A 25,569-nucleotide genomic window follows, 5' to 3' on the forward strand; every position below is an offset into this window, starting at 1 on the left:
CGGGGCGTCTGCTCCGGCCTTTTTCCATGTCAGGCTGTATCAGATGTCTGCCTCCCTGTGGCATGATGGTGGGGCTTCACAAGGGAAGAAGGGAAAATGTCATGACCAAGAGTCTCTATGCCACCATGAAAGCTCTGCCCGGTCATCGGGAAAAGGTGGCCAGCCTGCTGACGGCTCTGGCCGAGAACGTGCGGGCCGAGCCGGGCTGCGTGCGGTTCGTGGTGTACACGCTGGAAGATGAGCCGGACCTGTTCCATGTCGAGGAAAGCTACCGGGATGAGGCGGCCTTCAAGGCCCATATGGGGACCGAGCATGGCCGTGTGTTCAACAAGGCCATCGAAACCCTCGTTGAAGGTGGTGCCTCCAGGGTCGTGTTCCTGAAGGGCGTTGCCTGAACGGGGATCACCCGACAGACGAAAAAAAGCAGGTGTCCCGTCATGGGCACCTGCTTTTTTCATGGGGATGACGGAGCCGTATCAGGGCGTGCCCGGCTGGCCCCGGCTTGTGGAATGTTCAAAACGCAGGGCTTTGTCAGGATGGGCGACATGATGGGCCGCATGGGCGGCCACCGCTCCCTCCGAGAAGCCCTGCAGGATCAGCTTCATCTTGCCGGGATACTGGGCCACGTCGCCAATGGCGAAGATGCCTTCCAGGCTGGTCTGCATGGTGGCGGGATTCACGGGGATGGTGCTGCGCTGTGTCTCCAGCCCCCAGGCGGCCACCGGGCCAAGATCGGTTGAGAGACCGTAGAAAGGCAGCAGCACATCCGCTTCTAGAGAGCGGACCGTGTCATCCATGGCGATGAGGTCCACATGGGTCAGCTGGCCGCTTTCGCCCTTCAGGCCATGCAGCTGGTAGGGAACGACCTTCTCGATGGCTCCGGCGGTGATCTTTGCCTCGATCTGCGCCAGTGTCTCCGGTGCCCCACGGAAGCGGTCCCGCCGGTGGACAAGATAGACTTTTTCGGCAATGTCGGAGAGGGAGAGGGCCCAGTCCAGCGCAGAATCTCCACCTCCGGCCACGACGATGCGCCTGCCGGTGAAGTCGGCCCGTTTTTTCACGTAATACTGCACGGCCCCGCTGCGCTCATAGGCGTCCAGCCCGTCCAGCGGAGGGCGGTTCGGCCCGAAGGCACCAGCCCCGGCAGCGATGATGATGGCCTTGGCATGGATGGTGTCGCCACGCTCATTCTTCAGGGTGAAGGCCCCGGCCTCACCTTCCAGATGGCTGACCCGGCTGCCGAGAAGACGGGGCACGTTGAAGGGAGCGATCTGCTCCTCAAGGGCGGCAATCAGGTCGCCTCCGGTGATGGAGGGATGGGCTGGAATGTCGTAGATCGGTTTTTCCGGGTACAGGGCCGCACATTGCCCGCCCACACTGTCCAGAACATCCGTCAGGATGCAGTCCAAGCGTAACATCCGGCATTCGAAGGCGGCAAAAAGTGCCGTGGGGCCTGCGCCAATGATGGCGACATCTGTCGTGTGGGAAGAAGCTGCATGTGTCATGCTGATATTCATAAGCATTTTTTTCCTTGTGGAGTAGAGATTTGTTCTTATGACGCCCTTCCAGTCCACAGGTGCAGGGCTGTCGGTCTTGTATCCTGTGGCAGCCTGGACCATGCTGGCGAAGGTCCAAGGGTCATGATGCGGGGTGGCTTCTCTGATGAAAATGTATCTTTCGTCTCCTCAGCAGACGGTGTCTCTGGCGTGTCATCTTGCGGGTCTGCTGCGTTCCGGGGACTGCCTGGCCCTCCAGGGGGAGATGGGGGCGGGCAAAAGCACGTTTGCCCGTGCGCTTCTCCGCAGTCTGGCTGGTGATGAAGGGTTGGAGGTGCCCAGCCCGACCTTTGCCCTTGTCCAGCCTTACGAGACGAAGATCGGACCCGTGTTTCATTATGATCTCTGGCGGCTCTCCGGGCCGGATGAACTGTATGAACTGTCATGGGATGATGCCTGCGAGAGCATCATGCTGGTGGAGTGGCCGGACCGTGCCGAGGATCTTCTGCCGGAAGAGGCCCTGCATCTGACCTTTGCGCAGGGGACTGGCGAGCAGGACCGTATCGTGACCCTGCATGGCTGGCCGGAGGAGCGGCTGGCCTCCCTGTCCGCCTTCTCTGAGGGGAGGAAAGGCTGATGGGGCAGGCACGTACGCTCAGAATCTCCACCATTCCGGCGTCCTGTCCGTTTCTGGACACGGTGGTGCAGAACTGGCTGGACCGTGTGGGCGTGGAGGCCGACGCAGGCGGGCGTGGCGGTGGTGACAGCGGCATGATTCTGGTGCCGGGCCGCCGTGTGGCCCGTTCCCTCATGGAAGCCTTCCTGAGGGTCCTGGATGGCCGCCCGGCCCTGCTGCCCGCCATCGTGGCCCTGGGAGATGTGGAACAGCAGAGCCTGTTCCCCATGAGGGTGGATGAGGCCGTGCCACCCGCCGTGGGACCGGTTTTCCGGCTGGCCATTCTGGCTCGGCTGATTCTGGCGGCTCCATTCTTCACGACCGTTTCGGGGCGGGACGGCGGCACGATCGACCGGGTCTGGCCGCTGGCGCAGGCACTGGCGGAGCTGATGGATGATGCCGAGCGGAACGGCGTGGACCTGCACGAGGCCCTGCCGAAAGCCGTGGCCGATGACTTTGCCGGGCACTGGCAGAAGACGCTGGAGTTCCTCAGGATCGTCACGGAGGCATGGCCTGCGATCCTGCGGGAAGAGGAGCGCAGCAACATCATGGCCCGGCAGGTGGCGTTGATCGAGGCGCAGGCCCGCCTCTGGGCGGACATGCCGCCGGATTATCCGCTCTGGGCCGTGGGCTTCGTGGATGGCTCCGCCGGTGTGGCCACGGCACTGGAGGCCGTGGCGGCCCTGCCGCAGGGCATGGTGGTCTTTCAGGGGTTGGACCGTGACATGGAGGATGAGCTGTGGGACCAGCTGCCCCCGACCCATCCTCAGGCCCTGTTTCATGAATTCCTGTCCCGGGCTGGGGTCGATCGGATGGATGTCGCCCTGTGGGGCGAGCCGCTGCGCCCGGAGCGGGAGACGCTTTTCCGGCATGTCATGCTGCCGGAGGCGGGCATTTCCCGCTGGGGCCAGCCGGTGGGGGATGTCCGGCCTTCAGGCATCAGCCTGCTTCCGGCAGCGGATTCGCAGCAGGAGGCGCAGGCCATTGCGTTGATCCTGCGGGACGTGGCCAGCCAGCCGGGACGGTCGGGTGCCCTTGTGACGCCGGACCGTGGGCTTGCCGACCGTGTCCGGGCGGAGCTGCTGCGTTTTGGCATTCACGCCGATGACAGTGCGGGCGAGCCGCTGGTCCGTACCCCCACGGCCGTGTTCCTGCGGCTGATCGCTCAGGCCGTGACGGGCCGGTTCAGCCCGGTTGCGCTGCTGTCCGTTCTCAAGCACCCGTTGTCGGCCCTGGGCATGAGTCCCGGCCGTGCCCGGGCCAGTGCCCGTCTGCTGGAGAGGCGTCTGCTGCGTGGCCCGGCTCCACAGCCGGGGCTGGACGGGCTGCGTCGTGCCCTCGGGGCTTTGCAGGAGGCGCAGTGGACGGACAACGGGGCACAGGCCGATGCTCCGGACAGCCCGGAAAGTCTCGAACCGTTTCTCGATCGTGTGGAGGGAGCCTTCCGGCCCCTCCTTGATCTGGGAGCGGAAGCCCGTGTGCCGGAACTTCTGGCAGCCCTGTTGGAAACGGCCGAGGCACTGGCGGCGGTGGCGGATGAGGGTAACGGCACCGACCAGTCCCGACCCGGCTCCCGGCTCTGGATGGGAGAGGATGGTGGTGCCCTGTCCCGGCATTTCGTGGAACTCATGAGTCACACGGGTGATCTGCCTCCCCAGCCCCTGAACGTGCTGGACGGGCTGCTGACGGCCAGCATGGCTGGCAGGACGCTGACGGGGCTGCGGGGTTATCAGGGGGGTGTGGAACTTGCCCATCCCCGGATTTCCATTTATGGCGTGCTGGAGGCCCGTCTTTTGGCCTTTGATACCGTCATTCTGGGCGGGCTGAATGAAGGCATATGGCCTCCCGCAGCGGAGTCCGGCCCGTGGATGAGCCGCCCGATGCGCCAGCGTGTCGGCCTGCCGTCACCGGAACGGCGGATTGGCGCACAGGCGCATGATTTCGTGGCGGCGGCCCTGTCGTCGGAGCATGTCATCCTGTCCAGTGCCCAGCGGCGGGAGGGGGCACCATCCGTTCCGGCCCGGTGGCTGATGCGTCTTTCAGCCTTTCTGGAAGGGCGGCAGATCATGCTGCCCGTGCATCCCGCTCTGGGATGGCAGGTCAGGCTGGACATGCCGGACGGGGAAGCGAAACCCGTTTCTCCGCCGGAACCCCGGCCTCCTCTGGCCCTGCGGCCCCGGAGGCTGAGCATCACCCAGCTTGATACGCTCAAGCTGGACCCTTACGCTATCTATGCCCGGCATGTGCTGGGGTTGAAAGCCCTGTCACCGCTGGAAGAAGGGGCCGAACATGCTGATTACGGCAGGATCGTCCATACGGCTCTGGAGCGCATGATCAGGGAGCATCCCGGTACATGGCCGCTTCATGCTTCCCGGATATTGCACCGTCATTTTGATGACGCTCTGGATGAGGCTCTGGTGAATCCGGCTCTGTCCAGCTGGTGGCGACCCCGGCTGCACCGCATTGCCGACTGGGTGCTGGAGCAGGAAAGCTGGCGTCATGTGGGGCGGCTGCCCTGCCACTCCCATACCGAGATTTCCCTGAATTACACGTTGCGGGACCTTCCGGGTGGTGATTTCCACATCACTGGCCGTGCGGACCGGATTGACCTGTGGGAGGAGCCGGGCCGGGATCCGAGAGGCCGCATCCTTGATTACAAGACGGGAACGCCCCCCAGCAGCCGGGACGTAGTGGAGGGCTGGGCCTCCCAGCTGGTGCTGGAGGCCGCCCTTCTGGCCGAGGGTGCCTTTGAGGGGCTGCCCGCTGCCGAAACGGAAACGCTGACCTACTGGAAGCTGAGTGGTGGCGAGACGCCCGGGGACGAGATGGTCATCCCGTCCAGCAGGGCGAAGGTGACGCTGGGCGAGCTTGTCGGACCGGCCCTTGAACAGCTGCGGACTCTCCTTATGGATTATGACAATTCGTCCCGACCCTATCGGTCCCAGCCCTGGGCGGGCAGGGAGGCCCGCTACAGTGACTATACCCAGCTCGCCCGTGTTGCGGAATGGCGTCTGGCAGGAGATGACAAGGAATGACCCAGCTCTCGGTACAGGGAAAGGCTGATCATCAGAAGGCCCTTGATGAGGCCAACCAGGCGCAGAAGCGGGCCTCGAATCCTCTGGCCTCCGTCTTCGTCTCGGCCTCGGCGGGGTCGGGAAAGACGAAGCTGCTGATCGACCGGCTCCTCCGCCTCATGCTGCCATTGGAGCAGGTCGGGGATGATGGTCGGCCCGTCCTGCTGGAAGGGTCTGACCCGTCCCGCATCCTGTGTCTGACCTATACGAAGGCCGCTGCCGCCGAGATGGCCCATCGCCTGCAGAGCCATCTCGGTCGCTGGGTGTCCCTGCCGGATGAAAAGCTGGGTGAGGCCCTGACCGCACTGGACGTGCCTGACACGCCCGCCACGCGGGAACGTGCCCGTGGCCTGTTCCTGAAGGTGCTGGATGCGCCGGGCGGGTTGCAGATCGAGACCATTCACGCCTTCTGCCAGTCGCTTCTGCGGCGTTTCCCGCTGGAGGCGGCTCTGGACCCGCATTTTGTCCTGATGGAGGAGGCGGACAGCCAGATGGCCCTTCGTCGTGCCCTTGAGGACAGTCTGGCGCAGGATCAGGACCCTGTGCAGGTGCTGGCGACCCTGACGGGCTTTGACAGGCTGATGGGACTGCTGGGGCAGTTCAATGCCCGGTCGGGCCTTCTCCAGCCCCTGCTGGAACGGTGGACAATGTGGCCGGGTCAGGTGGAGCAGGCCTACCGGAGGCTGCTGGGAGCGGGAACCCGGTCCTCGGCAGAGCTGAAGCGGGAGGCCTGCCAGCTGGAGAATGAGGAGCTGTGGCGGGAGGAAGTCGGGGCCGCCATGCCGCTTCTGGCGGAAAGCAAGCAGGGTCAGTTCGGGCACTTCCTGACATGGCTGGCCCAGGACCCGGCCGATCGGGATGACGTGTTCCTGACCTCTCTCCTGTTCACGCAGAAAGGTGAGGTCCGGAACATGAGCCGTCATCTGGGGGCCAGGGCCAGGAAGGCCGCTCCCGGGCTGGAGCAGCGTCTGCTGGACGAGGCCGGACGCCAGCAGGAAATGCAGGAGCGCATCCGTACCCAGCGTCTTCTGGAGATCAACACGGCCTTTCTGGCTCTGGCCCTGCCGGTGATGGGGCGGTTTGCCGACGAGAAACGGAATCGTGGGGCCGTCGATTATGACGACCTGATCGCCCGGACGAGGGAGGTCCTGCGGGAACCGGGGGCGGCCTGGGTCCTGTACAAGCTGGATGGCGGCATTGACCATCTCCTGCTGGATGAGGTGCAGGACAATTCCGGCCTCCAGTGGGAGATAGCCGGTGCCCTCACGGCGGATTTCTTCTCCGGTGCAGGAGTGCGGGAGGCGACGCCCCGGCCCCGGACCGTCTTTGCCGTGGGGGATTTCAAACAGTCCATCTACAGCTTTCAGGGGGCGGAGCCGGAGCAGTTCCACATGTGGCGTCAGGAGTTTGCCCGTCGTGTGGACAGTGCAGGGCTGCTCTGGGAGGAGCCGAAACTCAACGTGTCGTTCCGGTCCCTGGCCCCGGTTCTGACATTTGTGGATGCCGTGTTCGCTGATGATGAGAAGGCCGGGGGCAATGAGGCCCTGGACGGTCTGAGGGAACAGGGAGACCGCCGCCCGCTCAGTCATCAGTCCGCCCGTTCCGGTGGTGGAGGGCGTGTCGAGCTGTGGCCTCTGGTGCCTTCCGACCGTGATGGAGCTGCAGGGGAACCGGATGACGCTTCTGCCGGACAGGTGGCCGATCCGTGGCGGGCACCGGAGAAGAACGAGGACCAGCGCAGTGCCCAGCAGCGTCTGGCAGACGGGCTGGCCCGACATATCCGGGAGCAGGTGGGCAGGCCGCTTCAGCCCGGCACGGCCCCGCTGAAGGCCGGGGATGTGATGATTCTGGTGCCCAAGCGTTCAGCCTTCCTGCGGGCCCTGATCCGTGCCCTGAAGGCCCGGGATGTCCCGGTGGCCAGCTTCATCAGCAGCGGTCTGGTGGAGCAGCCTGCCGTGCAGGACCTGATGACGCTGTGTGATGCCCTTCTTCTGCCGCAGGATGACCTCAGCCTCGCCAGCGTGCTGACATCGCCTCTTGGAGGGCTGAGCGATGAGTCGCTCATGGCACTGGCCACGGCTGACGGGCGGCGACGGGAGCTTGGCCGGGAAGGAACGCCCCTCTGGAGCCTTCTCGCACGGCGGCACGGTGAACGGCCCGAATGGCGGGACGCCTGGGAGCGGCTCAGGGCCCTTTACAGGCGTGTGGATTATGACACGCCTTATGACATCCTCATGCAGGCCCTTGGCGTGCAGGGGGGGCGTGCCCGTCTTCTGGCCCGTCTTGGTGCGGAGGCGGCCGAGCCGGTGGATGAACTCCTGACGGCGGCCCTGACCTATGAGACCCAGCATCCACCATCCCTTCAGGGCTTCCTGCACTGGCTGCGGGCCAGCACGGTAGAGAGCCAGCGTGAGGTGGAGGCCGGGGTCGATGCGGTCAGCATCATGACGGTGCACCGTTCCAAGGGGTTGCAGGCCCGTCTGGTCATCCTGCCCGACACGACCAGTCTGGCGGGCCGGTCTGACGGTCTTCTCTGGACGGAGCTGGAGGATGACAGGTCGGCACCTGATGGAGACGCACTGCATGGACCGCTCTGGATACCGCAGGTCAGGATGGGAACGGAGCAGACGGCAGAGCTGCTGGCCCGGGCCAGAGGCCGTCAGCGGGAAGAGAGGAACAGGCTCCTCTATGTGGCCCTGACACGGGCCAGCGATGCGCTGCTCATCTGTGGCTGGGAACCCAGAACCGGCAGCTGGGATTCAAGCTGGTATGGCTACTGCCAGGCTGGCATGGAACGTCTGGAAGGCGTGCAGGCCCTTCCTTTTGAAGGAGACTGGGAGGGGGAGAGGCTGGTGCTGGAGATGCCCGTCACGGCCGTTCCGGATTCCGTCCGGCGGGCCGGTCCCGCACATGTCACGATGGACCTGCCGGGCTGGATGGGACAGGCTCCGGACTGGCAGGTACAGCCTGCGCCCCGTGAGGATGCTCTGGCCCGTCCTCTGGCTCCGAGCCGACCGGAAGCCGCCGTCTATGGTCCTCTCCCTGCCGCCCGGTCTCCACTGGACATCGTGAGGGAGGGGCTGGTCGTTCCGCAGCCTGCCAGCCGTCGGCAGGATGCCATGGAACGTGGAACGCTGGTGCACAGGCTTCTCCAGTTCCTGCCGGACCTGCCTGCTGCGGAACGCCGGGGGAAGGCGGAGGCCTGGCTGCGGCACACCATGCCGGGTCTTGCGGAGGAAGAGGTCACCAGTCTGGCCGGGCATGTCGTCTCGGTCGTGGAGATGGAGGCCCTTGCCCCGCTTTTCGGGCCGGGAAGCCGGGCCGAGCAGGGCATATCCGGCACGCTGGGCCAGCCGGGAGACGGCACGGGCCGGGTCGTGCTGGGGCAGGTGGACCGTTTCCGTTTCGACGGGCAGACGGTCTGGCTCTGTGACTACAAGACGGGCCGGTCTCCATCCCGGCCGGACCGTGTCCCGCCAGCCTATCTGAAACAGATGGCCAGCTACAGGCGGGTCATGCAGGGCCTGCATCCCGGTCACCCCGTGCGCTGCTTTCTTGTCTGGGTGGATGGTCCCGCCGTGACGGAACTGCCTGCCGACCTGCTGGAGGAACAGGTCATCCTGCCCGGGTGACGGGTGTGATAACGCTCTGTTACCATCTGTTTGTTATAGAGAAAACATGTCACTCAGGACGATAATACCTGTTTCTCATCCGGGCGGGTCGTCTGCAAAAGTTAACAGGACTTGCTGAGTACACAATGGCGGAAGGTGTGGGAGAGTCCCTCCTGATGGGGGTCTGCACTGCTGGCTGGCTGGTGGCTACTGTTCGTGATGTATGGCAGAGACATCAGGGTGAAAGATCATAATTCGTGAGGGGAAGGACCATATCATGAGCGAACATACGGTAGCGGTAACGGACCAGAGCTTCGAGGCGGACGTCCTGAAGGCTGAGGATTTCGTTCTGGTGGATTTCTGGGCGGAGTGGTGCGGCCCCTGCCGCATGATCGCTCCGGCACTGGAGGAGATCGGCCGGGATTACAAGGGACGTGTCACGGTGGCGAAGGTGGACATCGATTCCAATCCGGAAACGCCGACGACGTTTGGCGTGCGCAGCATCCCGACGATGATCCTTTTCAAGAATGGCAAGCCGGTCGCCCAGCAGATGGGTGCCCTGCCGAAGAGCCAGCTCAAGGCATGGCTGGACGCTCACATCGCCTGAGACCGGGTCGGAACCTGCACAGCCGGATGAGCATCCGGATGGCATGGCCCGATGGTGGGAAAACATCCCGCTGTCGGGCCATTTCTGTATGGTGTGCGTGAGGGAGATGGTCAGCCTCCGGCAGACGGTGTAAGATGGCTGCCATGTCAAAAAAATCCGATTTTCCTGCGCCCGTTCTGATCACCACGTCCGCCGGGGTGGCCTCCCTCTGTGAGAAGCTGCGTCGCGAGCCTTTCGTGACGGTCGATACGGAGTTCGTGCGGGAAAAGACGTACTGGCCCCGTCTCTGCCTTGTCCAGCTTGGCGGCATGGAGGATGTGGCCCTGATTGATGCCTGTGCGCCGGGGATCGATCTTTCACCGCTTGCGGCCCTGCTGGCGGAGCCGGACTGCGTGAAGGTCTTCCATGCGGCCCGGCAGGACCTCGAGATTTTCCTTCATCTGTTCGACACGCTGCCGGTCAACGTGTTTGACACGCAGGTGGCGGCCATGGTGGCCGGTTTCGGGGAGCAGGTGGGATATGACAGCCTTGTCTCGGCCATGACGGGACAGGCCATAGACAAGTCGCACCGTTTCAGTGACTGGGCGGCCCGTCCGCTCTCGAAGGCGCAGATTGCCTATGCGAGTGCGGACGTGACCCATCTGCGGGTCATCTATGGGAAACTGACCCGGCAGCTGGAAGAGCAGGGGCGGCTCTCCTGGGTGAAGGATGAGCTGGCGGCCCTGGGTGAGGTCAGCCTGTTCCGGCCTGACCCCAGGGGGCTGTGGGTGAAGCTCAAGCCACGGACGAACAACCGCAAGGTTCTGGCCGTGCTGCGGGAGGTGGCAGCCTGGCGGGAGGAGGCCGCCCAGCAGGAGGACATGCCCCGCCAGCGCATCATCCGGGATGAGAGCCTCATGGAGGTTGCCGTGGCCCGCCCGCATGATGCCGGGTCTCTGGCCCGCATTCGTGGTGTCACGGGGGATTTTTCCAGAAGTGAGCTGGGCCGTGGCCTTCTGGCCGCCGTGCAGCGTGGGGAGCAGTGCCCGGAGAATGAACGGCCGGAACCTCCCGCCAGACGCCGGATGGAACGCCCCAAGGCTCCTTCCGGTGTGCTGGCCCTGCTCAAGGTCCTTCTCACGGCACGGAGTGAGGAGGGGCGTGTGGCGGCCCGGCTGGTGGCGTCATCCGACGAGCTGGAACGACTGGCGCAGGGAGAAACGGACCTGCCTGTTCTCAGGGGCTGGCGGGCCGAGCTTTTTGGGCAGGAGGCCCAGGCCCTGCTCCGGGGTGAGAAAGTCCTGTTTGTCAGCGGGGGACAGTTGCAGGTAGTGGACAGGAGCTGAGGTTTTCTGGCCTGATGTCCGTACCAGCCTGATGGGCTGCACGTCGGATGGAGAAAGAGGACCTGTTTTGGGTCGGTCCGGTTTCTGCTAGAGATGATGCAGGATCGCCATGATGACGTGCCGTGGAAATGAGTGGAGAAAACGTGGATGGCTATGGAATGGACAGATGAGCTGATCGCACGGCTTAAGGAACTGTGGGAGCAGGGTCTTTCGACGGCGGAGATTGGCCGTCAGCTTTCTATTACGAAAAATGCGGTTGTCGGTAAGGCTCATCGTCTGGGGCTGCCGCCCCGTCCGTCACCCATCCGCAACAAGGCGGCTGCGGAGGGTGCGGCTTCCGGCAAGCCTGCCCGTTCCCGTACGTCCCGTACCCGGAAGGCCGAGGAAGCACCCGCCGAGGATGGTGTGAAGGCCGAGCCGCCTGCCGCTGCCGGGCAGAAGACAGCGGCCCCGCCGACTGAGAAGAAAGCTGCCGGAACGGCCCGGGCCAAGGCGGCGGCCGAGAAGGTGGAGAAGCCGGCCAGAGCGAAAGCGGCCGGGACTGCGGCAAAAACGGGAGGAGCCGTAAAGGACGCACCATCCAGGAAGGCTGCCGATGACGTGGACGTGGATGACGAGGCCGATCTGGTGTCCGCCCGTCGTCCGGCCGCTCCTGCGTCACAGCGCAAGGTGGCTCCGCCCCGGCGTGTGCGCGACACGCTGGATCGTCCGTCCCGGCAGGGACCGACCTGCCAGTGGCCGATCGGTGATCCCGGTACGCCGGATTTCCATTTCTGTGGAGCGTCTCCGCTTTCTGGCAAACCGTACTGTGCGGAACATGCGGCCATTGCCTATGTGAAGATTCGTGACCGTCGGCACTGACCCGGTCGTGTCAGGTCATCATGGGGCATGAAAAAAGCTGCCATTCCGCAAGGAGTGGCAGCTTTTCTGCTTTCATGGGGACTGGTTTCAGGCCTTGCCGTCACCCGTTGCCGTGTCGGCGGCTTCATGGGCATGCACGTGGGCATGTTCCTTCGTACCGGGCAGAGGAGACGTGATCATCCCCATCTTGCCGGTGACCTGTCCGCCTTCTTCCACCTGGAGGCGGCGGCATTCGGCATCACCAATCAGGCGTCCGCTGGCCCTGATGACGAGCGTGTTGCGGACGGTCAGCTCCCCTTCCATCGTACCGGCGATCTCGGCGGTTCCCGTTTCGGCCACGCCACGGAACACGCCTTCGGAGGCGATCAGAAGCTCCTTGGCGGTCAGGTGTTCCACCTCGACCGTTCCCTCAATGATCAGGCGTTCGATGTTCTCGATCGCACCACGGATGGTGATGCCACTATGGACGACGAGCGTACGGGCGTTGTCGGTGTAGCCGCCATTGTCCTGACCGCTGAAGCGGCTGGAGGAAGCGCGCTGACGGGGGGCAGAACCGGGCATGGGGGAGGGAGGGGTAGGTAAAGACATGATTTCCTTTTGGTCAGGCGGTTAGGGTGACGCTGAACGGAGACTCTGATTCTGTCCATCAGGACATGTGGCTGTCCTGCTTCAGCAGAAGGTCTGGGCCTAAAATAGAGCCAAGACGTGACATTGGCTAGAAGGGCTGTTCCAGTAAGGGTGCTTTTCCATGGACTGTCAATGCTGCGGGGGCTGGCATGAAGGATGTAAGGGGCGGGCCGGACGCTGTAAAGATGGATTGATCTGCCTGCCGTGCACGTTATGGTGGAGACAGATTGCCTGAAAATGAATGGAAGTTAGTGTCTCATGTCTTCTACCGCTCCAGAATATGATCTCCTTTTTGTCGGGAATGCCATCGTGGATGTTCTGGCCACTGTCAGTGCCGAGCTGCTGGCCGAGCTTGGGGCCGCTCCGGGCAGCATGACCCTGATCGATGCGCCAAAGATGGCGCAGATCGAACGGCGTATCCGTGTCGAGCAGGTCGCCGGGGGCGGCTCGGCGGCCAACAGTGCGGTCGTGGCGGCCCGTATGGGGGCGAGGACGGCCTATCTGGGCAAGGTGGCGGCTGACAGGGCTGGTGAGGACTTCACGGCGGACATGAAGAAGCAGGGGATTGCCTATCCTTCCGCTCCGCTGGCAGGGGATGTCCCCACGGCACGCTGTATCGTGCTCATCACGCCGGACGGGCAGAGGACCATGTTCACCTATCTTGGGGCCTGTGTGGAATTTGCTCCTGAGGACGTGGTGGAGAACGTGGCGGCGGGAGCCGCCATCACCTATCTGGAAGGCTATCTGTTTGACCGCCCGCAGGCTCAGGAGGCCTTCTACCGGGCTGCAAGGCTGGCGCATGAGGCCGGGCGGCAGGTGTCACTGACACTGTCCGACAGTTTCTGCATCCAGCGTCATCAGAAGGCCTTCCGTTCCTTTGTTGCGGAATCGGTGGACATTCTCTTTGCCAATGAAGGTGAGATTCTGGCCCTGTATGAGACGGAAAACCTTGATGAGGCCCTGAAGGCCCTGTCCGCTGATGTTGCCCTTGGGGTCGTGACCCGTGGGGAGAAGGGAGCGGTTGTCCAGGCCGGTGAAACCCGTCATGAAGTGCCGACCGAGCCTGTGAAGGTGGTGGACACGACGGGAGCCGGTGACGCCTTTGCGGCAGGTTTCCTTGCCGGATATGGCCGGAAGAGGTCTCTGGTGGACTGCGCCACCCTGGGGAACAGGGCGGCCGGTCATGTCATCGCCCGTCTTGGGGGGCGTCCGGATGAAGGTTTCTCCCTGAAGGCCTGATGATGGTCTCATGATGAGAGAAAGGCCAGCTTCATCCTGAGTGGAGCTGGCCTTTTTTCATGACATGAATCTGTCATGTACGGGGGTGTTTCAGAGGGCATCCCATGTCGTGGTCTGTATGTTGTTGGCGGCCAGCAGGTCTTTTGTCGTGGGACTCAGTAGCGTGGCCAGTTCCTGTTCCGGCTGGTAGCCGGGCATGAGGGCGGCCATCTGGCTGTTCTGTCCCTTGGCAGGATGAAAATAGATTTCGCTGACACCGGGGGGCAGCTGCGGGATGAGCCGGTGGATGCGGTCCGGTGTCATCTGGCCGGACCAGCGCAGGCCGAAGCAGGAGTCGTTGGTTTTCAGGCCCGCCCTGCGGATCTGATGGCGCAGGACACGGGTCCATCGTTCTAGGGCCTGATCGCCGAGGGCCGGTGTTTCTCCCAGAGGGGCGGCGGGTTCCATGGGGGTGCGGACCGCCTTCAGTCCGTAGGCCCTGCCGGTCTGGATCATCATGTGCCCGATGGTCGGGTGCAGGTGCATGTGCTTGTGGGCATTGGCATGGTCCAGCGGAAAACCCATGCGGGAAAACTGCTGGAACTGGGCATGGATTTCTTTTTTCAGGGCCGAGCGTGTGACGGGGGAAAAGAAATACTGGAAGCCCAGCTTGAGCTGGTTGCTGCCAAACCAGCCCTGACGGTCCGTGATGACAGGCAGATGAAGCAGGGAATCCCCCTCGATGACGACCAGATGCAGGCCCAGCCGCAGGTCGGGCATACGCTTCGCCCGTCTCAGGGCATCCTCGAAGGCCGGTGCGGCCACCATGAGGCTGGCGGTGCTGAGAAGGCCTTTCCGGTGGGCTTCTTCAATGGCTTCATTGACTTCCACGCTCATGCCGAAATCATCAGCGGAGAAAATGACACGGCGGGGGGAGGAAACTGTCATGGTCTGGCTCGCAGGGGGAAGGTGAGGAAACGGAACGGCCGTCACGTGCGGCGGCTGTCCCGCATGATGCCTCAATCCGGCCTTCATGTGAATTCAGGGCAGGTCATGAAAAAAGGCGGTCCCGCATGAGGCCGCCTTTTCCCTGTTCAGTCGTTTCAGGTCCGTGTCAGGATGAATGACGCTGACGGAGGAACTGGAAGAACTCCACGCCTTCACGCAGGCGACGTTTGAGCATCTGCGGGTCCGTGGCCATTTCCTTGACGATGGCGAAAATCTTGGACGGGCGGAAGTAGAATTCCTTGTAGAAGGTCTCCACGCTCTTGAAGATCTCCGTATGGGAGAGATGCGGATAATGCAGCGGGGCGATCTGCACGCCGTTCTCGTCGATCAGCTCGGCCTCGTCCTCGTTCAGCCAGCCATTTTCGGAGGCCTGCTTGTGCAGGAAGGTGCCCGGATAGGGAGCGGCCAGGGAGACCTGCATGGTGTGCGGGTTGATCTCCTTGGCGTACTCGATGGTCTCACGGATGGTTTCTTTCGTCTCACCCGGCAGACCGACGATGAAGGTGCCGTGAATCTTGATGCCCAGCTTGTGGCAGTTCTTGGTGAATTCACGGGCCGTCTCGATGCGCATGCCCTTCTTGATGTTGTGCAGGATCTGCTGGTTGCCGCTCTCATACCCGACGAGAAGCAGACGCAGGCCATTGTCACGAAGGATCTTCAGCGTGTCGTAAGGGACGTTGGCCTTGGCGTTGCAGGACCATGTCACGCCCAGCTTGCCAAGCTCCCGTGCGATGGCCTCCGCACGGGGCAGGTCGTCGGTGAAGGTGTCATCGTCAAAGAAGAACTCTTTCACCTGCGGGAAGTATTTCATGGCGAGCTTGATCTCGGCCGCCACATGCTCCGGGCTGCGTGTGCGGTAGCGGTGGCCACCTACCGTCTGAGGCCACAGGCAGAAGGTGCAGCGGGACTTGCAGCCACGGCCCGTGTAGATGGAGATGTAAGGGTGCTTCAGATAGCCGATGAAGTAATCTTCGATCTTCAGGTCACGCTTGTACACTTCCGTCACGAAGGGCAGGCTGTCCATGTCCTCGATCATGGCGCGGTCCTTGTTGGTGATGATCTCACCGTTCTCGTTGCGCCATGTGATGCCGTCCACCTCGGCCAGAGGCTTGCCTTCGGCAATCTCCTTGATGGTGAAGTCGAACTCGTTGCGGGCCACGAAGTCGATCGGGCTGCCCTGGGCAAGGCTTTCATCCGGCTGGACGGCCACCTTGGCTCCGACCATCCCGATCTTCAGCTTCGGGTTGGTTTCCTTCAGCATCTTGGCCACACGGACATCAGACGGGAAGGACGGGGTGGAAGTGTGCATGATCACCAGATCACGATTCTTCACGTCCTCAAGGATAGGTCCCATGCCCATCTTGGCCGGAGGGGCATCAATCAGGCGTGATCCGGGCACCATCGCTGCAGGCTGGGCCAGCCACGTGGGATACCAGAAGGAGCGGATCTCCCGCTTGGCCTGGTAGCGTGAGCCAGCACCACCATCAAAACCATCGAAAGATGGGGGCTGCAGAAACAGTGTTCTCAACATGAACGGACACTCCTGATAATATCGGGCCAGTCAACGCCGGTATCGTTGACGGGGAAAGAAGGGCGCAAGGCTAGTTGGGTTTCTTATAGGGACTTCGAAAGTTTTTTGCCACGGGAGATATGTAGTGACTGCCCCCGCCAGGTGACACGGGTGCCACAGGCACTGCCCAGCATGACGGACATGGACATCCAGTCCCGGAAGATGAGGAACGGGAAAAGACCGGGCATGGGGCAGTTTGTCAGCCGCCCGGCATGACGGGTCATGGCACTGCGGCATAGCAGCCCTGTGGCCAGCATGGCCCAGGAAAAAAGGCGGGATGGTGCAAAAAGGACACAGAGACTGCCCCAGAACAGGGGCAGCTGAAGGGCGGACAGGCCATAGCCGACAGGCTCCACACTGCGGACGGTCCGGCCCCAGCGCAGCTCGTGGCTGAACAGGTCCTTCAGGCCGGTTTCCGCCACGGTGGTCTGGCAGATGGTGGGAGCCAGGGCGATCTTTCCGCCATTCTGCCGGATGAGCTGCCCCAGCATGGCATCATCCGCCACATGCCGGACGAGGACGTCCAGCCCGCCGATCTCTTCCAGATGCTGCCGTCTAAGGGCCATGGTGGCTCCCAGACAGTCCTCCCGCCCCATCAGGCGGGACATCATGACACCTGGGAGGAAGTTGGTGTTGATGCTGCAGGCCCCCAGCCGGCGGATGAGGCTGCCGCTTGCGGGAAGACCGGCATACAGGGTCGTGACGAGCTGCACGTCGTCCTGCCGCAGGGCACTGACGATGCTGCTGACGTAATCCGTGCTGACATGGATGTCGGAGTCAGAAATGATCAGGATGTCATGTCGGCAGGCCGGATACATGTTGATGAGATTGCCAACCTTGCGGTTCGGGCCGTGCTGGGTCGGGTTGATGATGACGGCGACATCCCGGTCGGGGTGGCGTTGCCGGACGGTCCGGATGACGGACAGGGCCGGGTCGCCCTCATCCTGCACGCCAAAGACGATCTGGCAGGGGCCGGGATAATCCTGCTGGAAAAAGCTGTCCAGGGCTTCCTCAAGCAGCGGTTCGTCCCCGTGGAGGGGCTTCATGATGGTCACGCCCGGCAGGGTGCCGTGGCGGGGGGGCGTGTCGGATGAAGGGCCGGGATCACCGGGAACCTGGACATGGCGGCAGAAGCGGTCCAGCAGGAAGGTACCGATGGCTCCCTGCACATGTCCGGCCAGTGAGAATGCGCCGCTCACGGCAGACGCAAGCGCAAGCAGTGAAGGCATCAGCTTGAGTACTCGTCGGGAGGGTGTGGACGGGGGAGGCAGGCTGTCCCTTTCCGCCCTGCGGGGCGTGTCCGGCTTCCCGGCTGTCCTGTCGACCTCACGATGGGGGCGGCAGGAGCGATGGCGGGAAAGGCGGAAAGGGAAACAGCCATGCGGACGTCATTCGTGCAGGAAGTCGTCCGCTTTTTTCGTCAGCGTGCGGGCGAGACCGCTGGCACCGCTCTGGCTGAAGATGGACTTGAAGTCGGACCGCTGGGCGGCCACCTGGCTGATGTGTCCGTCCAGCAGGATGTCGGCGATGCGCCATCCGTCCGGCGCCTGGACCATCACGTAATCGATGGCCGTGGCGGACTCGGCGGGATCATTCTTGTTGCCGAGGGTCGTGTGGACGATGGTGCGGCCATCCTCCACCGTGCTCCGTGATATGGTGAAGACGGCATCCGTGCCCGGCTTGAAGGTGGACGCATAGCGGGCCACGGTGAAACGCCTGAAGGCGGCGATGAGCGTGCTGCGCTCGTCAGCCGAGAGCTGGTCGTAATGCAGCCCGATGGAACGTTTCAGGATGGCATCCATGTCGAAGGCCCGGTTGACCATCGGGGCGATCATCGCACTGCGCTGGCCGATGCCGGCCTCGGAATGTTCTGACTGCTCCAGTGCCTTGTACAGCCCCGCAATCGGAGCCTGCGGTGTGGAGGCAGCCACGGATGACGGAGCCACCGCAGCACGGCCTGCTGCCTGTGCGGGGTGGTGGCCGGTGATGGCAAGGGCCCCTGCCAGCAGGGCCATCATACCAATGGAAGACATAAGACAACGTTTCATATGCATGCTCTTTCCTCCTATGTGCCTGTTTATGCAAGAGGCCACGAGGCTTTTTGCGAGAGAGACCCCGGCAGGACGCCGACCGACTGTGATGAATATGTTACAGTCGGCGGGGTACCATAGCGCATTATCGTTGAATGAACGAGTCTGGAGAGGGTATAGCAGATCCAGTGGCGTTGGGGTTTCTGCATCGGCGGTTGGCAGGGTCCCGCTGAGCTTGCATTTACGTGCTGCTTCTGCGAAGGAACCGGGCAGGTTTCGTGGCAGGTCCCGGTCTGGTGGGGGAGTCCACAGGCCGGGCACGGGTGTTCTGATACCGTGTGCAGCCCCGATGGAGAATTATCAGAGGATTATAATGGCCGTACCATTGATGCAGGCTGTCCGAGTTGGACGGTACGTTCTCAAGCAGCACCTTACCGGGCGTAAGCGTTACCCGCTGGTACTGATGCTTGAGCCGCTGTTCCGCTGCAATCTGGCTTGCGCGGGTTGTGGCAAGATCGATTACCCAGCGAAGATTCTCAACCAGCGCATGAGCTACCAGGAATGCATGGATGCCGATACCGAGGCCGGGGCACCCGTGATCGCCGTGGCTGGTGGTGAGCCGCTGCTCCACAAGGAGATGCCGCAGATCATCGAGGGGCTGGTGGCCCGCAAGAAGTATGTGTATCTCTGCACCAACGCCCTGCTGCTGGAGAAGAAGATCGACGACTACAAGCCGTCTCCTTTCTTCTCATGGGACGTGCATCTGGATGGTGACCAGCAGATGCATGATTCGTCCGTCTGTCAGGAGGGCGTGTACGAGCGGGCGGTCAAGGCCATCAAGCTTGCCAAGTCCAAGGGCTTCCGTGTCTCCATCAACTGCACCCTCTTCGATGGTGTGAAGCCCGAACGTGTGGCCGCTTTCTTTGATGAGGTCATGAAGCTGGGCGTTGATGGCGTGATGACGGCTCCGGGTTACGCCTATGAGCGTGCGCCGGATCAGGAACACTTCCTGAACCGCCAGAAGACCAAGACGCTGTTCCGTGACATCTTCCGCCTTGGCAAGGGCCATAAATGGCGGTTCACGCAGTCCCCGCTGTTCCTGAACTTCCTGGCAGGGAACGAGACCTATCACTGCACGCCGTGGGGCAAGCCGCTGCGGACCGTGTTTGGCTGGCAGCGTCCCTGCTACCTGCTGGGCGAAGGCTATGCCAAGACCTTCAAGGAGCTGATGGACGACACGGCCTGGGAGCAGTACGGTACGGGTGCCTATGAGAAGTGCGCCGACTGCATGGTTCATTCCGGCTATGAGTCGACGGCCGTGATGGATGCGGTCCGTCGTCCCCTGCATTTCATCAAGGTCGCCCTCCAGGGGCCGGAGACGGAGAAGCCGATGGCTCCGGAGATCTCCCTGACCAACCAGCGTCCGGCCTCCTATGGCTATGACGACGAGGTCGCCCGCCAGCTTCAGCGCATCGAGGGTGAAGAGGCCAAGCGTGGCGGCAGCAAGCCGGCCCGTGGGCCGCGCGTGCGCATCAATGGCCGTGCCGAGGCTGAAGGTCCGGCCGTGTCCGCTGCCAAGTAAAGGGGCGGCTCTTACCGTCTGCCCTGAGAGTTCTGCCCCTTCTTGTGGAGCGGAACATATCAGGGCAGGATGGGTTTCATGATGATTTCCGTTCTGACGATCGTTCTGCTCATTTTCCTCAATGGCGTCTTTGCCACGGGGGAACTGGCCCTCATTTCCGCCAAGCGTGCCCGGCTGGCCAATCTGGCACAGAAGAAGGTGGCCGGGGCCGAGCGCGCGCTGAGACTGGCCGAGAACCCCCAGAATTTTCTGCCCACCGTACAGATCGGCATGACGCTTGTCTCCATTCTGGAAGGTGCGTTTGGTGGCAGCCGGATAGAGGAGGCCGTCCGGCATTTCATAGAGCGTTGGGCCGTCCTCCAGCCCTTTGCGGGTGAGCTTTCCATCATCATCGTCGTGGCGTCGATCACGTTCGCCATGCTGGTCTTTGGTGAGCTGGTTCCCAAGCAGATTGCCCTCCGTCGGCCGGAAACCATTGCCATCCGTCTCTCCTCGGCCCTTCTGGTGCTGGCTTGGTGCACGAGGCCGGTCGTCTGGCTGCTCAGCCGGACATCAGACCTCGTGCTGCGCCTGATAGGCATTGGTTCCCTGCCACGGGCGACCGTGACCGAGGAGGAGCTGAAGGCGGTCCTTCAGGAAGGCATGCAGGCAGGCATTCTGGAGACGGAGGAACGGGCGATCATCGAGCGTCTGCTGCGTCTGGCAGACCGGCCCGTCCGGGCCATCATGACCCCTCGTAATGAACTGTTCTGGATTGACCGTAACGCCGACGAGGAAACGCTCGCCAGAAAGCTGCGGCAGTCATCCTACGGGCGCATCGTCGTCTGTGACGGGGACGTGGATCATCCTGTCGGTGTCATGCTGGCCAAGGACGTGATGGACAGGCTGCTTCTGGGGCTGCCGCTTTCTGTCGATGCCGTCCTGCGTACTCCGCCTGCCATTCCGGACAGCCTGACGGCACAGGGCATGATCGAGCGGCTCAAGGGCATTTCTCTGGGCATCGTGTTCGTTTTTGACGAGTATGGCTCGTTCGAAGGGATCGTGACGCCGTCAGACGTGTTCGAGGCCCTCATCGGGGATGAGGCCCTGGATGTCTCCACCCAGAGGGGCAAGGAGGCTGACGGGAAGGAAGAATACATCCTGGATGGCACCATGCCCGTTGATGAGGTCTGTGCCCGTCTGGACATCACCGCTCCGCCGGAGGATGGCCGCTACCATACGCTGGGTGGTGCCCTGATGGCTCTCCTGCGTCGTGTGCCTGCCAAGGGGGACAAGGTCGTCTATTCAGGGTGGCTTTTTGAGGTGCTGGAGATGGAACGCCGCCGTGTCCTGCGGGTGCGTGTCAGCCGCTGGGCTCTGGCGAAGAACTGACGAGGCGGTCCCCGCAAGGGAAGAGCCAGATTAAATCTCAATAAACAGACAGTAGACTTTATGTAAACGGATAGTGGAATTTCTGGGCAAATAATAGTCCATATGATGACTTCATAAGAAAATTCCTAATATCAGTTCCCGTAGGGAGAATATCCGTCAAAAAAACGTGATTTACGTCTTGGCCTTTTCTGGTGGGGTCGATATAAACCGTGACGCCACCTTCTCTGGACCGTGTCGTGGTGGAACGGTGAGGTGGGGGAGGCAGTGTGAGAAGGAGTTGCGCATGATAACGCTTTCACCTGACTATCGTCCTTCCAAAGATGAAGAATTCATGAACGAGATGCAGCTCGCCTATTTCCGTCAGAAGCTGCTCCTCTGGAGGATGGACCTTCTCAAGGAGGCGGGGGAAACCCTGGCCAGTCTCTCCGAGGGTGGAATTCATGAGGCCGATCTGGCGGACCGGGCCACGGTGGAGACGGACCGGGCCTTTGAGCTCAGGACCCGTGACCGTGCCCGCAAGCTGATCATCAAGATCGACATGGCCCTTGCCCGGATCGAGGACGGATCATACGGCTACTGTGAGGAAACGGGTGAACCCATCGGCCTCCAGCGGCTGGAAGCCCGCCCCATTGCGACCCTGTCCCTCGAGGCCCAGGAACGGCATGAACGGCACGAAAAGATTTATCGGGACGACTGATTAGGGGTTGCATGGCGGGAATGAACAGGCTAGTTAACCCGCCATAGGACAGCAACGCTGCTGTAGCTCAGTGGTAGAGCACTCCCTTGGTAAGGGAGAGGTCGCGAGTTCAATCCTCGCCAGCAGCACCATCCTTTTTCCAGCCTCCGGTCGTTTTTCTGTTGAGGCTGTGATCTGTTCCAGATACCTCCATGAGAGAATGATGCGGTCTTCGGTCGGGGGACTGTCCGGTTTTATCTGGTACTTCATGTTTTCATCATAGTGACGAGGCGTGTCCATCATGGCTGATGCGGTCATCCTTTATGGAATCAAGACCTGTTCCACGGTAAAGAAGGCTCTCAGATGGCTTGAGGAGCAGGGGGTGGAAGTCCGTTATCATGATGTCCGCAAGGATGGCCTGACGGCTGCCCTTCTGGAAAAATGGAGTGGTGTCGTGGGCTGGGAGAAACTTCTCAACCGTTCCAGCCTGACGTTCCGTCGTCTGGAGGATTCCGAGAAGCAGGACCTGACGGAAGCGAAGGCTCTGGCTCTGATGCTGGATCATCCCACGCTGGTGCGCCGCCCTGTCCTTGAGACAGGAGAGACGGTGACGGTCGGGTTCAGGCCGGAAGTCTATGAGGAGCTTTTCAGCCGGAACGGCTGATGGGGCGTCTGCTGGTTCAGGGGGGAACGGGATTCCATGGAGGTGTTTTCACGGCGTTCCTCTATGTCTCCGGCAGGACAGTCAGGAAAAGCCCTGCCCGTGATGGCCCCGGAACAGGTGCAGACACTGTTCCGGCGGCGTCTTTCCGACATTTGTGCCCGTTTTGAGGACTGGCAGGTTCCGGTCACCGTCAGCGGGACCATAGGGGACGTGCCAGCAGACCGCTGGCGGCGGCGTGAGGGTACCCCTCTGTTGGACAGGAAAACCGGGACGGCCATTCTTCTGGATGTGTCTCCTTCCCTGCTGGAGGGAGACGGTTTTCACGCCGGGGAGCCTGTGCGTGTCCTTGGCCTGCTGAAAGCCCACATGCATCAGGGACAGGTGGTCCCCCGTTTTGAGGTCCTGTCCATTACACGGGATGAAGAGGAGACCCTCACACGGCAGCGTGATGCCCTGGTGCAGACCCTGCGTGACGTGCCGCCCCAGCGGCGGTCTTTTCCTGCCGGGGAGGGTGTCCACATGCTCCTGCTCGGTGTGGGGGTGGGCGTGGAACGGCTCCGCAGCCTGCAACAGGCCCTTGGTGGGGTCTGGTCGGAGCGGAATGTCACGGTCCGTGCCCTTCAGGGGGCAGTGGACGGAACGGCCATTCAGCTCCTGCATGGGGCTGAACAGGAGATCGTGTTTCTTGTCGTGGCAGAAGAGCGGCTGACCGAGCTTGAGGCCCCGGCCTTCATGAAGGGGCTGCTTCAGTGTCCGGCCTATCGGGTTCTGGCCTGTGACCTGACGATGGAGGGGCAGGCGGTTCCGGATGTGGAGGCTGAGACTTCCACGGTCCTGCCTCATCTGGTCGAGCGTTTCTTCTCTACGGCCGCAGAAGCGGCCTCTTTCCTGAGGCAGGAGAGCATCGTGGTGCGGCAGCATCAGGATGAGGAGCGGGCACATCAGGAAGAACTGGCAGCCCTGCGGGCCAGTCTGACAGCTCTGGCAGAACGTCCTGCCGGGTCGCCCCGGGGAGGCATGTTCCTACCCCTTCTGGCTGGGCTGGTGCTGGGGGGTTGTATGGCCCTTGTGGGGCTATGGATGTTTCACGGCCTCTAGGGGAGAGGTTCAGGGGGCATCGGCCCCCTTTTTTCCGGTTTTCATTATCGGGGCAGGAAGGCTGCTCTTGGTGGAGGGGGCAGGAAGCTTTCCAGAATGGGAGCCAGATTCCGCATGTGCTGCGCTGAATCCGGCGAAAGCAGGAGGAGTGCCCGGTGGAGGTCGTACGGCCTGAGGTTCGGATGACCGGCCAGCCAGACCAGCAGCCCACGGACGCTGAGGCCTTCCGGTTCGTCGGCCTGAGGCAGCGGGGCGAACAGGTGGGCAGGCGGCACGCTGGCAGGGATCATTTCCAGCGGCGTGCTGCTGTGTCCTGTCTCATGGGGCAGATGGATGACCCGTCTGTCCGCATTGAAACTGATGTGCAGGCTGGTCATGCCGAAGACGCATGGGGCATCACCGAGTATGAAGGGCTTGCCTTCCTGCGTGTACAGGGTCAGGACATGGGGCGTGCCTGCCTGCCAGAAACCGATGAAAGGTTCCCGGTGGTCCGGCTGGTCCCCTTCAAGCAGCCTTCCTTCCGAAGACCGGAGAAGGACCGTCTGCCCGACCCTGTAGCTGGCGGAGAACTGTTCATCCAGCAGCAGGCGGCCCTGTGAGGGGGGGCGGACCCGGTCATACTGGAAGGTTCCGTGCTGGACATGGTTCCCTATGGGCAGGTCGGCCTCCTGCTTCTCCCAGTGCAGCCGGATTTCTTCGACCTGCTGGGCCACAAGTCCCCGCAGACGGGCAAGCCCGGCCTGGAGGGCCTGTTCCTGTATCTGGTTGGCCAGCCTGCGCATGTCCCAGAGCCTGTCCAGCGACATGACCTTCATCTGCTCGTTGCGGTCATAATGGGCACGCAGGGGAGCGGGCAGCTCGTCCTCGCCGTGGGCTTGGGCGCAGACATAGTGCTGGATGGATCCGCCGATCCACAGCTCCGTGGGAGATATGTCCGCAGAGGGCTGGTAGGGGGAGCCATCCAGACGCCTGATCCTGTCTGCCGGGAGGTTCAGTCCGAGCGGATCCGTCAGCCCTGATGCTTCCGGGAGATGCTCGAGGCGGGCCAGCAGGCGGACAAATTTGTGGTCCGTGAAGGATGGCGGGGCATGCCACGTATGGTGGGCCAGTATATGCCCGGGTGGAGGCGAGAGGTGCCCGGCCGCCCCGTATATCCGCCAGTGGATCGCCACGGCGGCGGTGTCTTCCGGGGTGCCTTGGAACATGTCCGAGAGGTTGTATTCTGGCACGAGATATTCGTCGGCGTCCAGAATGAGGAGCCAGTCATCGGCGGGTTCAGGCTCGGGAGACATGTCCTCGTCGTCGGCTCCGTCCAGTGCCTGCGTGACCTGACGGACATGGTCCACGGCGTGACGGGTCAGCTCCAGCCGCCGGGCTTCCGGTTCGAGACCATCCTGAAGTTCCACCGGGTGCCATGACACGGGCCAGTTCCTGCCAAGGCCCTGCACGATCTGCCTGGCCCTGTCGCAGGTTCCGCTGTCGATGACGGCTATGTGGTCCACACCCAGGGCGAGATGCCATGTCAGCCACCCCATGAGGTGACGGTCGGCCTGTCTGATGAGAACGGCGCAGGTGAGACGTGGGCGTCTAGCGGACATAGATACGGACCATGTTGTTCTGTACGGTGGGGTCGGAGCCGACACGCATGTCAAGCTGGATGGGGCGGGCACCGGCGGCCAGGATATGGCTGGCGACCGGGCTGACCAGCTCCTTCGTCAGATGCTGGAGGGCCTGCGTCTCAGCTTCGGCTGTCTTCTGCATGGGAGCCATGCCCTGCACGATGAACAGGATGTTGCGTTTGCGGCTAAGGGCCAGTTTCGTGGCCTTTTCCACCTGCGGGCCGTACTCCGCCTCCGGCGTGCCACCAGCTATCTGGAGGAAGGCGGGCCTGCCGGGGGGCGTGGCCGGAAGGGCAGGGGCGGCCACCTTCGGCGGTCTGCCGGCCTGAGGGTCGAAGGTGCGCTGATCAATGGGATTGCAGCCACAGAGGGACGCTGTCAGCACTGCAAGGGCCGCAGAACGGACTCGTGAAACGGAACGGTGGACAGAAAGAGCCATCATAAAACAATTAGTTA

21 protein-coding genes and 1 tRNA gene are annotated in these 25,569 nt (G+C 62.6%); 14 read left to right on the plus strand and 8 right to left on the minus strand.

Annotated features, from left to right (window positions below):
• Positions 1-101 precede the first annotated feature (101 nt).
• Positions 102-395 carry a putative quinol monooxygenase gene (locus CPA56_RS05270; RefSeq protein ID WP_043558466.1) on the plus strand — a complete coding sequence of 98 codons (294 nt, stop codon included), beginning with the start codon at positions 102-104 and terminating at the stop codon, positions 393-395.
• Positions 396-476: 81 nt separating this feature from the next.
• Here the strand turns inward: CPA56_RS05270 and CPA56_RS05275 are convergent, their stop codons facing one another.
• On the minus strand, positions 477-1,505 hold the full coding sequence (locus tag CPA56_RS05275; protein ID WP_182040994.1) for an NAD(P)/FAD-dependent oxidoreductase: 1,029 nt from the start codon (positions 1,503-1,505) through the stop codon (positions 477-479).
• A 157-nt stretch (positions 1,506-1,662) separates the two neighbouring features.
• Here CPA56_RS05275 and tsaE point away from each other — a divergent pair, with 157 nt between their 5' ends.
• The 6 genes from tsaE to CPA56_RS05305 all read left to right on the plus strand — a co-directional run bounded on the left by tsaE (position 1,663) and on the right by CPA56_RS05305 (position 11,650).
• On the plus strand, positions 1,663-2,133 hold the full coding sequence (gene tsaE, locus CPA56_RS05280; RefSeq protein WP_182040995.1) for a tRNA (adenosine(37)-N6)-threonylcarbamoyltransferase complex ATPase subunit type 1 TsaE: 471 nt from the start codon (positions 1,663-1,665) through the stop codon (positions 2,131-2,133).
• On the plus strand, positions 2,133-5,207 hold the full coding sequence (gene addB, locus CPA56_RS05285; RefSeq protein ID WP_182040996.1) for a double-strand break repair protein AddB: 3,075 nt from the start codon (positions 2,133-2,135) through the stop codon (positions 5,205-5,207). The genes tsaE and addB overlap by 1 nt, the downstream gene beginning before the upstream one ends.
• Positions 5,204-8,878 (plus strand): double-strand break repair helicase AddA, encoded by a 3,675-nt coding sequence (gene addA, locus CPA56_RS05290; protein WP_182040997.1) that lies wholly within the window; start codon positions 5,204-5,206, stop codon positions 8,876-8,878. The genes addB and addA overlap by 4 nt, the downstream gene beginning before the upstream one ends.
• A 256-nt stretch (positions 8,879-9,134) precedes the next feature.
• Positions 9,135-9,464 carry a thioredoxin TrxA gene (gene trxA / locus CPA56_RS05295; RefSeq protein ID WP_182040998.1) on the plus strand — a complete coding sequence of 110 codons (330 nt, stop codon included), beginning with the start codon at positions 9,135-9,137 and terminating at the stop codon, positions 9,462-9,464.
• A gap of 134 nt (positions 9,465-9,598) precedes the next feature.
• Positions 9,599-10,789 (plus strand): ribonuclease D, encoded by a 1,191-nt coding sequence (gene rnd / locus CPA56_RS05300; RefSeq protein WP_182040999.1) that lies wholly within the window; start codon positions 9,599-9,601, stop codon positions 10,787-10,789.
• Positions 10,790-10,942: 153 nt separating this feature from the next.
• A complete protein-coding gene (locus CPA56_RS05305; protein WP_182041000.1) occupies positions 10,943-11,650 on the plus strand; it encodes a GcrA family cell cycle regulator in 708 nt (235 codons plus the stop codon).
• Positions 11,651-11,737: 87 nt separating this feature from the next.
• Here CPA56_RS05305 and CPA56_RS05310 read toward each other — a convergent pair whose 3' ends face one another.
• Entirely contained in the window at positions 11,738-12,238 is a 501-nt protein-coding gene (locus tag CPA56_RS05310; RefSeq protein ID WP_182041001.1) for a bactofilin family protein, read from the minus strand.
• A 297-nt stretch (positions 12,239-12,535) separates the two neighbouring features.
• On the opposite strand from CPA56_RS05310, the gene CPA56_RS05315 reads away from it, so the two are divergent.
• A complete protein-coding gene (locus CPA56_RS05315; RefSeq protein ID WP_182041002.1) occupies positions 12,536-13,516 on the plus strand; it encodes an adenosine kinase in 981 nt (326 codons plus the stop codon).
• A 90-nt stretch (positions 13,517-13,606) separates the two neighbouring features.
• On the opposite strand, the gene hpnK is transcribed toward CPA56_RS05315, so the two are convergent.
• The 4 genes from hpnK to CPA56_RS05335 all read right to left on the minus strand — a co-directional run bounded on the left by hpnK (position 13,607) and on the right by CPA56_RS05335 (position 18,121).
• On the minus strand, positions 13,607-14,443 hold the full coding sequence (hpnK, locus tag CPA56_RS05320) for a hopanoid biosynthesis-associated protein HpnK (protein ID WP_182041003.1): 837 nt from the start codon (positions 14,441-14,443) through the stop codon (positions 13,607-13,609).
• A 166-nt stretch (positions 14,444-14,609) separates the two neighbouring features.
• Positions 14,610-16,034 (minus strand): hopanoid biosynthesis associated radical SAM protein HpnJ, encoded by a 1,425-nt coding sequence (gene hpnJ / locus CPA56_RS05325; RefSeq protein ID WP_182041004.1) that lies wholly within the window; start codon positions 16,032-16,034, stop codon positions 14,610-14,612.
• An 83-nt stretch (positions 16,035-16,117) separates the two neighbouring features.
• Positions 16,118-17,302 carry a bacteriohopanetetrol glucosamine biosynthesis glycosyltransferase HpnI gene (gene hpnI, locus CPA56_RS05330; protein WP_182041005.1) on the minus strand — a complete coding sequence of 395 codons (1,185 nt, stop codon included), beginning with the start codon at positions 17,300-17,302 and terminating at the stop codon, positions 16,118-16,120.
• A gap of 159 nt (positions 17,303-17,461) precedes the next feature.
• Complete coding sequence (locus CPA56_RS05335) at positions 17,462-18,121, minus strand: ABC transporter substrate-binding protein (RefSeq protein WP_229707436.1); 660 nt, start codon at positions 18,119-18,121, stop codon at positions 17,462-17,464.
• Positions 18,122-18,476: 355 nt separating this feature from the next.
• Between CPA56_RS05335 and hpnH the strand changes: the two genes are divergently transcribed.
• The 6 genes from hpnH to CPA56_RS05365 all read left to right on the plus strand — a co-directional run bounded on the left by hpnH (position 18,477) and on the right by CPA56_RS05365 (position 23,494).
• On the plus strand, positions 18,477-19,685 hold the full coding sequence (gene hpnH, locus CPA56_RS05340; protein ID WP_182041007.1) for an adenosyl-hopene transferase HpnH: 1,209 nt from the start codon (positions 18,477-18,479) through the stop codon (positions 19,683-19,685).
• Between the two features lie 78 nt (positions 19,686-19,763).
• Positions 19,764-21,056 carry a hemolysin family protein gene (locus CPA56_RS05345; protein WP_182041008.1) on the plus strand — a complete coding sequence of 431 codons (1,293 nt, stop codon included), beginning with the start codon at positions 19,764-19,766 and terminating at the stop codon, positions 21,054-21,056.
• 283 nt (positions 21,057-21,339) lie between these two features.
• On the plus strand, positions 21,340-21,753 hold the full coding sequence (gene dksA, locus CPA56_RS05350) for an RNA polymerase-binding protein DksA (protein ID WP_182041009.1): 414 nt from the start codon (positions 21,340-21,342) through the stop codon (positions 21,751-21,753).
• Between the two features lie 56 nt (positions 21,754-21,809).
• Positions 21,810-21,884: transfer RNA gene (locus CPA56_RS05355), tRNA-Thr, on the plus strand.
• A 149-nt stretch (positions 21,885-22,033) separates the two neighbouring features.
• The gene (locus CPA56_RS05360) at positions 22,034-22,396 is read left to right on the plus strand and encodes an arsenate reductase (RefSeq protein ID WP_182041010.1); all 363 of its coding nucleotides are present in this window, start codon (positions 22,034-22,036) and stop codon (positions 22,394-22,396) included.
• A gap of 36 nt (positions 22,397-22,432) precedes the next feature.
• Entirely contained in the window at positions 22,433-23,494 is a 1,062-nt protein-coding gene (locus CPA56_RS05365; RefSeq protein ID WP_182041011.1) for a hypothetical protein, read from the plus strand.
• Positions 23,495-23,538: 44 nt separating this feature from the next.
• On the opposite strand, the gene CPA56_RS05370 is transcribed toward CPA56_RS05365, so the two are convergent.
• Together CPA56_RS05370 and CPA56_RS05375 are read right to left on the minus strand one after the other, a co-directional pair.
• Entirely contained in the window at positions 23,539-25,092 is a 1,554-nt protein-coding gene (locus CPA56_RS05370; RefSeq protein WP_182041012.1) for a glycosyltransferase family 2 protein, read from the minus strand.
• Positions 25,082-25,498 (minus strand): hypothetical protein, encoded by a 417-nt coding sequence (locus CPA56_RS05375; protein ID WP_326831302.1) that lies wholly within the window; start codon positions 25,496-25,498, stop codon positions 25,082-25,084. The genes CPA56_RS05370 and CPA56_RS05375 overlap by 11 nt, the downstream gene beginning before the upstream one ends.
• Positions 25,499-25,569: the final 71 nt, after the last annotated feature.

The sequence above is a fragment of the Bombella mellum genome, from assembly GCF_014048465.1.
GTDB classification, from domain to species: Bacteria; Pseudomonadota; Alphaproteobacteria; order Acetobacterales; family Acetobacteraceae; genus Bombella; species Bombella mellum.

What these genes read in the sequence shown, in the direction of transcription:
- CPA56_RS05270 (WP_043558466.1), top strand. Translation starts at nt 102, where the DNA reads ATGACCAAGAGTCTCTATGCCACCATGAAAGCTCTGCCCGGTCATCGG.
- CPA56_RS05275 (WP_182040994.1), bottom strand. Translation starts at nt 1,505, where the DNA reads ATGACACATGCAGCTTCTTCCCACACGACAGATGTCGCCATCATTGGC.
- tsaE (WP_182040995.1), top strand. Translation starts at nt 1,663, where the DNA reads ATGAAAATGTATCTTTCGTCTCCTCAGCAGACGGTGTCTCTGGCGTGT.
- addB (WP_182040996.1), top strand. Translation starts at nt 2,133, where the DNA reads ATGGGGCAGGCACGTACGCTCAGAATCTCCACCATTCCGGCGTCCTGT.
- addA (WP_182040997.1), top strand. Translation starts at nt 5,204, where the DNA reads ATGACCCAGCTCTCGGTACAGGGAAAGGCTGATCATCAGAAGGCCCTT.
- trxA (WP_182040998.1), top strand. Translation starts at nt 9,135, where the DNA reads ATGAGCGAACATACGGTAGCGGTAACGGACCAGAGCTTCGAGGCGGAC.
- rnd (WP_182040999.1), top strand. Translation starts at nt 9,599, where the DNA reads ATGGCTGCCATGTCAAAAAAATCCGATTTTCCTGCGCCCGTTCTGATC.
- CPA56_RS05305 (WP_182041000.1), top strand. Translation starts at nt 10,943, where the DNA reads ATGGAATGGACAGATGAGCTGATCGCACGGCTTAAGGAACTGTGGGAG.
- CPA56_RS05310 (WP_182041001.1), bottom strand. Translation starts at nt 12,238, where the DNA reads ATGTCTTTACCTACCCCTCCCTCCCCCATGCCCGGTTCTGCCCCCCGT.
- CPA56_RS05315 (WP_182041002.1), top strand. Translation starts at nt 12,536, where the DNA reads ATGTCTTCTACCGCTCCAGAATATGATCTCCTTTTTGTCGGGAATGCC.
- hpnK (WP_182041003.1), bottom strand. Translation starts at nt 14,443, where the DNA reads ATGACAGTTTCCTCCCCCCGCCGTGTCATTTTCTCCGCTGATGATTTC.
- hpnJ (WP_182041004.1), bottom strand. Translation starts at nt 16,034, where the DNA reads ATGTTGAGAACACTGTTTCTGCAGCCCCCATCTTTCGATGGTTTTGAT.
- hpnI (WP_182041005.1), bottom strand. Translation starts at nt 17,302, where the DNA reads ATGCCTTCACTGCTTGCGCTTGCGTCTGCCGTGAGCGGCGCATTCTCA.
- CPA56_RS05335 (WP_229707436.1), bottom strand. Translation starts at nt 18,121, where the DNA reads ATGAAACGTTGTCTTATGTCTTCCATTGGTATGATGGCCCTGCTGGCA.
- hpnH (WP_182041007.1), top strand. Translation starts at nt 18,477, where the DNA reads ATGGCCGTACCATTGATGCAGGCTGTCCGAGTTGGACGGTACGTTCTC.
- CPA56_RS05345 (WP_182041008.1), top strand. Translation starts at nt 19,764, where the DNA reads ATGATGATTTCCGTTCTGACGATCGTTCTGCTCATTTTCCTCAATGGC.
- dksA (WP_182041009.1), top strand. Translation starts at nt 21,340, where the DNA reads ATGATAACGCTTTCACCTGACTATCGTCCTTCCAAAGATGAAGAATTC.
- CPA56_RS05360 (WP_182041010.1), top strand. Translation starts at nt 22,034, where the DNA reads ATGGCTGATGCGGTCATCCTTTATGGAATCAAGACCTGTTCCACGGTA.
- CPA56_RS05365 (WP_182041011.1), top strand. Translation starts at nt 22,433, where the DNA reads ATGGAGGTGTTTTCACGGCGTTCCTCTATGTCTCCGGCAGGACAGTCA.
- CPA56_RS05370 (WP_182041012.1), bottom strand. Translation starts at nt 25,092, where the DNA reads ATGTCCGCTAGACGCCCACGTCTCACCTGCGCCGTTCTCATCAGACAG.